Below are 8,144 nucleotides of genomic sequence, written 5' to 3' on the forward strand. Positions count from 1 at the left end.
TCAAAAAAGAATACATAATCAGAAAGAAGGGATTTACTTGCCACAAACCACACTTGAGGTGAAATCGCTTACTAAGGCCATTCACGGTAAGAAAATAGTGGATGATGTGAGCTTCGGCGTTCAAAAAGGAGAAATATTTGGCCTTTTAGGACCGAATGGAGCCGGAAAGACGACCATTATCCGGATGATCGTCAGCCTGATCAATAGGACCCAGGGAGAGGTCATCGTTAATGGCAGCAGCCTTGACGGACAGTATAAAGAAATGATGAGCGAGATCGGGGCGATAGTGGAAAATCCGGAATTCTATAAGTATATGAGCGGTTATAAAAATCTGCTCCATTATGCGAGAATGTCTGTGAAGAAAATACCAAGAGAACGGATTGATGAAGTAGCAAGGTTGGTCAAACTTGAGGGAGCCATGAACCAAAAGGTGAAAACGTATTCCCTTGGAATGCGGCAGAGACTCGGTGTTGCGCAGGCTCTTTTGCACAGTCCTTCCCTGTTAATCCTGGATGAACCGACGAATGGACTCGATCCGCAGGGGATCAGGGAGCTTAGGGATTATCTGCGCCAGCTGGCAGACGGGGGAGTTTCCGTCCTTGTATCCTCCCACTTATTATCCGAAATGCAGCTCATGTGTGACCGCTTTGCCATCATTGAAAAAGGAAAGCTGATTCATATCTCTTCCATGAAAGAATCTCTTGCCGAGGAGGATTTGATGAATGTGGCATTTGAAGTCAGCGATGCAAAGGCAGCGGCAGAAGTCATTGAATCCAGCCGTCCTGGAACAGAGATGGAAATCCTGGATGACACGCATTTCACCATCCGGATTGAACGTGAGGGAATCAATCTGGTAAATAGGCTGCTGATTCAGAATGATATGGACGTATATGGCATCGGAAGGGTAGCTGCTACCCTGGAAGACCGCTTCCTTGAAATTACAAGCAGGTCAGAGGAGGGAAAGAAGATTGATCTCATTAATCTGTAATGAACTCATGAAAATATTCCAAAAAAAATCAAGCTGGATTTATATGATCATCATAGTCCTGGCGGTCGCTGCCAGTGCCATCATCTATCAGAAGGTGACACCTGACGATAAGAATTGGAAAGAAAACCTTACAGCTGAAAATGCTGGGTTAAAGCAGGATTTGGAAAACCAAAATGGAAAAACGAAAGAGCTGACTGAAACCCAGATTAAACAAAATGAAATGTACATAAAGGATGATATCAATCCCAATGCTGTCACCAACTGGACTTATATGAATACCGTTCTGACGGGAGTACTGGCATTGGTTACCCTGCTATCCGTAATTGTGAGCAGCGCAAGTGTATCTGCAGAATTTTCGGATGGCACGATTAAGCAGCTCTTGATCAGGCCACATCCAAGATGGGCAGTCCTGTTGTCGAAATACATAGCCCTTTTAATTTATTATGTTCTTCTTCTGGCTGTATTGATTGCAGCAGGATTCATTATGGGTACCCTTTTATTCGGATATGGAGATTTTGGAGCGAAGATTTTTGACCTAGGACTAAATGGTGTAAAGGAAACCACAGTTGGAGCCCAGTTCTTCCTGAAAATCCTATATTATATCCCGGGTTTAATTGTCATAACAGCTATCGCTTTCATGCTTTCCACACTGTTTAAAAGTCAGGCGCTTGCTGTCGGGATCGGCATCTTCGTTCTGTTTTTATCATCTACGCTTGGCGGACTGATTGTCATGCTGGCAGACAAATATGCATGGGCAAAGTATATCCTTTTCCCGCATCTGGATTTAACGATTTATGCCGTACAGGATAAGATTCTTGGGAATATTACGCTTCCCATCTCGCTGGGTGTTCTTTTAGTTTACTATCTGATCTTTATGGCCATCACCTTTGTATTTTTCCAAAAAAGAGATATCAGCATCTAATAAAATTATTTGAAAATCGGGGTTCCTCTTCCTTAAAATGTGTAAGGCTATGGGTATGACGTATTCAGTGGCTGACTTGCCAAGGCAAGTCAGCCAAATATGTAAATAGACTGAGACATGATATAATAGTCTAAAATAATATTCAGAAATGGAGTCCTTAAAATGTCACAGACAAAATTTATCGGATATGTTGGAACTTACACCAAGGGAGACAGCAAAGGAATCTACCGCTTTTCACTTGATACAGAAACAAAACAGCTTTCAGAGCCGGTACTTGCCGCTGAAATTGGAAGCCCTACATACGTGAATCTGAGCAGCGACAATAAGACCCTTTATTCTGTAGCAAAAGCAGACAGCCAGGGCGGTGTTGCCGTTTATTCTGTAAACACGGAGACAGGTGAGCTTGAAACAATCGCGACGGACATCACAGACGCAGGATCTCCCTGCCATGTATCTGTAAATTCTGCTAACACTGCGGTGGTTACTGCTAACTACCATACTGGAGTTATCGCAGCGTATACTGTTGCTGAGGATGGTTCCTTAACACTTGCATCCTCCCAGAAGCATGAGGGAACAGGACCACATGAACGCCAGGATAAAGCCCATGCCCATTACTCTGGATTTACACCTGATGAGAAGTATGTTGTGGCCGTTGATCTAGGCGTTGATAAAGTAGTTTCTTATAAACTGAATGAGCAGAATGAACTGGTGGAAGCTGCAAGCCTGAGTGTGAAGCCGGGCAGCGGTCCCCGTCATATTGAATTCCATCCAAATGGGAAGACAGCTTATGTGATGACAGAACTCAGCAATGAAGTGATCGTACTAAGCTATAATGCTGAAACAGGAGAATTTAAGGATCTGCAGTATCTCAAGGCCATTCCGGAAGATTTCACTGAAAACAGCCAGGGCAGCGCCATCCACGTATCCAAAGACGGAAAATTTGTCTATGCAGGAAATCGCGGCCATAACAGCATTGCCATTTTCAGGGTGAATGAAGAAAATGATGAATTGACTTTTGTGGAGCATGCATCCACGGAAGGAGCATGGCCGAGGGACTTTGAATTTGATCCGACAGGAACATTCATTGTAGGATCCAACGAAGAATCAGGAAATCTTGTTCTTTTCGAGCGGGATGAAACTACTGGAAAGCTGACCGTTCTCCAAAGCGATGTTAAGGTTCCATACCCGGTATGTGTTAAATTCATGAATGTATAATACAGAGAAAGCGGATCCCAATTTGGGACCGCTTCTTTTTTTGTTTCCACGAATGCCGTTTGGAAAGTGCTTTTAAAGAGCAAAACTGCGGCGGCTCCTCCGGAAAATGGTTCAGAGAGGGCTTCTCAAGACCAACTACAAAACCAAGCCCCTTTTTTATTCCCCCTGAAACCATTTTCCCTGCAGCTACATAGTATGTATGGACTAAACAATAACCCAAACTGGGTTATATGAAAATACACAAGGAGGAATTTCTATATGTCTGGTGCTGTTGCTGGAGGTTACGGGTTTGGTTCAGGTTTTGCTTTATTGATTGTGTTGTTTATTCTTTTAATTATTATTGGTGCTAGCTTCTGCGGCGGCTTCTGTTAATTATTAGAGTTTATTAATGAAAATGGAAAGAGGCTGGCCATGTGGCCAGCCTCTGGCTATTTTCATGAGATGTAACTGCCGGCTGCTCATGGTTTGACGCTTTCCGGCCCGGCCAGAAAGCATATGTTTTGAGTATCGCAGTAATAGCCGGTACCAGAAACGGTCTAACGATGAAGGTATCCATCAGGACACCCGCAGCCGTAATGATTCCAAAGTTTACAAGCACCTGCAGCGGGAAGGGATGCAAGCACCGCGAAGGTCGCAGCAAGAATAACCCCAGCAGAGGTGATGACTCCGCTTGTTTCTGTAACTCCTTAGCTTTTACTTCCGTAACGATGGTAAGAAACCGGAATGAATTTATGAAGAAAATCGGCGGGCCGTATGAGGCTGCGGAGCAGCTGATTGATGTATTCTGGAGCGGAATCAAAAAGTGATTCGCGTTACAAAAGACGGCAGCATCCGGGCTGCCGTCTTTTGTATAACCGCATGTATGTGTAAATGGAATCATCATTTTTCCTTCCTGATTCCGAATTGGGCATTGATCTGTCCTCGCAGCATGGTCTGCCGGACTTTTCGATATTCTTCCTTGCGAAGTTCTCTTAAATAATCCTGCCGAATTTCATGTGTCTGGACGCCTTCCTCCCTTTTAGCGGCAATGTCCATAAGACGTTCAACATCCTCAAAGGAGTATTTCCTGCTTCCCCTTTCGGTTCGGTCTGGAAAAATCAGCTTTCGTTCTTCATAATATCTAATTTGTCTGACACTTAAACCTGTCAGTTCACTTACAATTCCAATCGTGATCACTTTTTTTGTTTTATAGGACGATTCGTCTGCCATTTTCCAACTCCTCCCGTCATGCCTATAAAGAACATTATACGTGCCTATCCCTAAATATCTCATTGTTTTGTTAGATTTTCTAACATGATAATAAAAAGGCTGTAGAAAATCTTACAAATGAAGTGCATGTGATTGGTAAACATCTTATTATCAAATAAAATACAGTTGCTTAATGAAAGGGAGATTGCTGATGCCGTTATTAAGGGATGCTGTAAAAAAGAAGAGGAAGTTTATTATTCAAAAGCTGATCAAAGCCGGGATTTACAATGATACAGACCCTGAAATTGAAAGTTTACCCCTGGGGCAGCTGGAAAAGGATTATGACTATTTTATCCTTGGCGCAGGCGCAGCAAAGGATCTATTCAAGAGGTGATGGAATTGGAAAGTGCAGATAAACGAATTTTGCTTGGGAAGAAATTAATTGAACTGGATCTGTTGAGAGATCAGCTGTGGGAGGAATTTGCTAAACTTGCTGGAGATAAAGCGAATGAGCTGTTCAGGTTTCTGCAGAATCGTTGAGTTGTAAGATTTAAATACTTTGAGTCATGTAATAGGGGAATGATTCTCAGAAGTCTATAAACCTGGTGTGAATTAGATGTGATTCAAAGTTCGTTTGTATAAATTGGCTGCCTGAGTTCCGTTCCAGGTGCTTCGATTTCCGCGGGGCGGGACAGGTGAGCCTCCTCGGCTGCGCCTGCGGGGTATCACCTGTCCCACTGCTTTTTGTTTTCATATAATAAATGATACCATGCAAAACAGCTAACAATTAGCATCAACTCTTATCAAGCGGAAAACGTTCATTCCCTAAAATTGAAATGAAAACATTCACACCCAAAAAAGGGCTCCGGATTAACACCGAACCCTTTTTTGGTCGTCAAATTAAAGAAAACCCCTGTAAAAGGGGTTTTGTTTGTTTTTTAAGGCATATATTAATAAAGATTTATTGAATTGTATGAGTGGAATATGTTATGCTTTCTAGTGGTTTGCTTTATTTTTTAATTTGTTATGTATTAATGTTTATAATCCTTATAATAATTGTAAACCAAAACAACCTGTTTTGTCAACGAGGCTGATTAAACTTTTTGGAAAAGTGAGTGGAGTTCTGGCAGGACGGGTATATTGGACGGCAAAACATTAAGGAAATGGGAGGAATTTGAATGAGCGATACCCATTTAGATTGGAACAGCGAGCAGGAAAGAATTGACCTTATAAAAAAGGAGATTAACAGACAACAGCATGTTCTCAGAGGGAAATCAGGTTCTCTTAAACAGGGCATTATCGGGCTTAGAGAGACCTTTTGGGAAGATGTGACTGTTAACTTAGATGAGCCGGATGATATTATTGAGACACAGGCGAGCCTCAAACAGCAGGCTGAATTGTTATCTGAAAGAGAACGGAGCCATGGTGTTATTCATGAAACCTTAAAAAAACTGGCAAGGCTTGAGAATACTCCTTACTTCGGCAGAATCGACTTTAAGGAAGAAATTGAACCCCAAACGGATGAAATTTATATTGGCATCGCCTCTCTTTTAGACGAAGCAGAGGAGAACTTTCTTATATATGATTGGCGCGCACCTATTTCGAGTATGTATTATGATTATCCACCAGGTCCAGCCTCTTATGAAACCATGGACGGCAGGATTGAAGGTGAGCTGGAGCTGAAGCGGCAGTTTATCATTCGTCACGGAAAGCTGAAAGGACTTTTTGATACCGGTCTGACCATCGGGGACCGCCTGCTGCAGGAAATGCTCGGCAGCCAGGCAAATACCAAAATGAAATCCATTGTTGCGACCATTCAAAAAGAACAAAATCAAATTATCCGAAATGAAAAAAGCAAAATATTAGTGGTCCAGGGGGTGGCCGGCAGCGGGAAAACGTCGGCAGCCCTGCAGAGGGTTGCTTATCTGCTCTACTCCCACAGGGAGACTCTTGATTCAAAAAATATGATTTTGTTTTCCCCAAATCCACTGTTCAATAGTTATATTTCAACGGTGCTTCCCGAGCTTGGCGAGGAAAATATGCGGCAGACGACGTATAAAGAATTCATGGAATCCTTGGTTGGCCGTGAATTCGATGTTGAGGATCCCTTTATGCAGATGGAAATGTCGCTTTCCGGCCAAAGCCCGGAAAGGATGAGTACCATCCCTTATAAAACCAGCCTTGAATTTAAGCATCTGATAACTAAGTATACCGATCACCTGGCACAGGAGGGGCTGATTTTCAGAAGTATATCCTTCAGAGGCAAAACCTTGATCCCTGCAAATCGGATCCACAGCTTTTTTTATACTCTGGAAAACCACATTTCGATTCCCAACAGGATCAGGCTGACAGCCGAGTGGATCTTAAAAGAGATTGCTTTGTTGGAAAAAGAAGAGCGTGAAGAGGAATGGGTTCTCGAAGAAATACAGCTTCTTGATAAAGAGGACTACCAGGAAGTGCATCAGGAATTGCAGAAAAGAAACCGGCGCCTGAATGAAACCTTCGGTGGCAGTGACCAGGAAGAGGCATTGCTGCGGAAAAAACTGGTGAGCAGGTACTTCAAACCAATTCGTAATCGGGTAAAGAAGTTTCGGTTTATAGATTTACCAGCTGTCTATTCGAAACTTTTTAAGGAACAGCACAGCTTTCTGAGCGGAGAGCTGCCGGAGGAGTGGAAGGCTGTCTGTGAATATTCTCTGAAATCCATGGCGGACAGGACCCTGCTATGGGAGGATGTGACACCATATCTATATTTCCGTGACCAATTGATCGGACGAAAGTCTTTTTCGGAAATCCGGCACATCTTTATTGATGAATTCCAGGATTATACTTCCTTCCAGTTCGACTATTTGAAAGAGCTCTTTAAGATGTCAAGCATGACGCTTCTCGGTGATTTTAATCAGGCCATCTACCCTCACTCATCTAAGTCCAGTACTTTGCTGGAAGAAAAAACAGAAGAGAGTGTGGAAAGAATTACGCTAAATAGAAGCTATCGCTCGACCCGGCAGATTGTTGAGTTTACAAGGGAGCTTATTGATGGACGGGAAAGTATCATTCCGTTTAACAGGGAAGGGAGTCGTCCTGAAATTATTAGCTGCTCTAAAGACGATCTTTCGGACCGGTTAGAAAAAGGCATTGAGGAATCACAGGCACAGGGGTATGAAACCATTGCTGTAATCTGTAAAACAGCTGGAGAATGTGATGACGTCTACCAGGCACTTAAAGATTCTGTTGACATACAAATCATGGATCAGGGAACCACCTCTTACAGCAAGGGGATTGTGGTACTTCCTGCTTATCTTGCAAAAGGCATTGAGTTCGATTCCGTCATTATACATGACGCTTCCGAGGAATCTTATCACAGTGATTCGGAGCTGAAGTTATTTTACACGGCCTGCACAAGGGCCATGCACAGACTTATGCTGTTTTCACCAGGAGAAGTCAGCCCTTTTATTCAAAAAGTTCCAGAAGATAGATATTCTTTTAAAAAAATGTAAAAAATCTGGATAATGATGTTTACAGTATAAAACTGGTGGTAAATAAAGAATGTAAGACAAACATTCTCATAAACCAAAGGAGATGATTGACATGAGTACAATCAAAAACCCATGGAATAAAGAGAATGAAAGAGCCATTTATAGTCCGGGCGATCATTAATATCGCCTTATGGACTCATTTCGGAAACAGCTGTCAAGCCAGTATCATTAGCAGGATTCCATTTAAGCACACATGCAGCATAAGAAATGCTAGAGGAGCTGAATGAAATGAAGACTCTAAAAAATTTCTGGCTGAAAGAAAATGACGAAGCGGTATTCAGTCCGGGCGATTAAG

Annotated in this window: 8 protein-coding genes and 1 pseudogene; 7 read left to right on the forward strand and 2 right to left on the reverse strand. The window is 42.6% G+C overall.

Annotated features, from left to right (window positions below):
• The first annotated feature begins 37 nt into the window (after positions 1–37).
• From H539_RS0117165 to H539_RS30925, 4 genes are all read left to right on the forward strand, one after another.
• Complete coding sequence (locus H539_RS0117165; RefSeq protein ID WP_026694533.1) at positions 38–988, forward strand: ABC transporter ATP-binding protein; 951 nt, start codon at positions 38–40, stop codon at positions 986–988.
• Complete coding sequence (locus tag H539_RS0117170) at positions 969–1,910, forward strand: ABC transporter permease (RefSeq protein WP_026694534.1); 942 nt, start codon at positions 969–971, stop codon at positions 1,908–1,910. Before H539_RS0117165 ends, H539_RS0117170 begins: the two co-directional genes overlap by 20 nt.
• A gap of 162 nt (positions 1,911–2,072) precedes the next feature.
• Positions 2,073–3,125: a lactonase family protein gene (locus H539_RS0117175; protein ID WP_026694535.1), complete on the forward strand. Its 1,053-nt coding sequence runs from the start codon at positions 2,073–2,075 to the stop codon at positions 3,123–3,125.
• A gap of 258 nt (positions 3,126–3,383) precedes the next feature.
• Complete coding sequence (locus tag H539_RS30925) at positions 3,384–3,497, forward strand: YjcZ family sporulation protein (protein WP_081415925.1); 114 nt, start codon at positions 3,384–3,386, stop codon at positions 3,495–3,497.
• Between the two features lie 13 nt (positions 3,498–3,510).
• On the opposite strand, the pseudogene H539_RS30930 reads toward H539_RS30925, so the two are convergent.
• A pseudogene (locus tag H539_RS30930) lies at positions 3,511–3,811 on the reverse strand (MMPL family transporter); the annotation flags it as partial.
• A gap of 193 nt (positions 3,812–4,004) precedes the next feature.
• Positions 4,005–4,334 (reverse strand): MerR family transcriptional regulator, encoded by a 330-nt coding sequence (locus H539_RS0117195; protein ID WP_026694538.1) that lies wholly within the window; start codon positions 4,332–4,334, stop codon positions 4,005–4,007.
• Positions 4,335–4,524: 190 nt separating this feature from the next.
• Here H539_RS0117195 and H539_RS28935 point away from each other — a divergent pair, with 190 nt between their 5' ends.
• From H539_RS28935 to helD, 3 genes are all read left to right on the forward strand, one after another.
• On the forward strand, positions 4,525–4,707 hold the full coding sequence (locus tag H539_RS28935; protein ID WP_035323039.1) for a Fur-regulated basic protein FbpA: 183 nt from the start codon (positions 4,525–4,527) through the stop codon (positions 4,705–4,707).
• A 5-nt stretch (positions 4,708–4,712) separates the two neighbouring features.
• Positions 4,713–4,853, forward strand: coding sequence for a hypothetical protein (locus H539_RS31645; protein ID WP_162144740.1), 141 nt, complete (start codon positions 4,713–4,715; stop codon positions 4,851–4,853).
• A 638-nt stretch (positions 4,854–5,491) separates the two neighbouring features.
• Entirely contained in the window at positions 5,492–7,810 is a 2,319-nt protein-coding gene (gene helD, locus H539_RS0117210) for an RNA polymerase recycling motor HelD (RefSeq protein ID WP_026694539.1), read from the forward strand.
• Positions 7,811–8,144: the final 334 nt, after the last annotated feature.

It is taken from the genome of Peribacillus kribbensis DSM 17871 (genome assembly GCF_000430765.1).
Lineage (GTDB): Bacteria > Bacillota > Bacilli > Bacillales > DSM-1321 > Paraperibacillus > Paraperibacillus kribbensis.

What these genes read in the sequence shown, in the direction of transcription:
- H539_RS0117175 (WP_026694535.1), top strand. Translation starts at nt 2,073, where the DNA reads ATGTCACAGACAAAATTTATCGGATATGTTGGAACTTACACCAAGGGA.
- H539_RS28935 (WP_035323039.1), top strand. Translation starts at nt 4,525, where the DNA reads ATGCCGTTATTAAGGGATGCTGTAAAAAAGAAGAGGAAGTTTATTATT.
- helD (WP_026694539.1), top strand. Translation starts at nt 5,492, where the DNA reads ATGAGCGATACCCATTTAGATTGGAACAGCGAGCAGGAAAGAATTGAC.
- H539_RS0117195 (WP_026694538.1), bottom strand. Translation starts at nt 4,334, where the DNA reads ATGGCAGACGAATCGTCCTATAAAACAAAAAAAGTGATCACGATTGGA.
- H539_RS30925 (WP_081415925.1), top strand. Translation starts at nt 3,384, where the DNA reads ATGTCTGGTGCTGTTGCTGGAGGTTACGGGTTTGGTTCAGGTTTTGCT.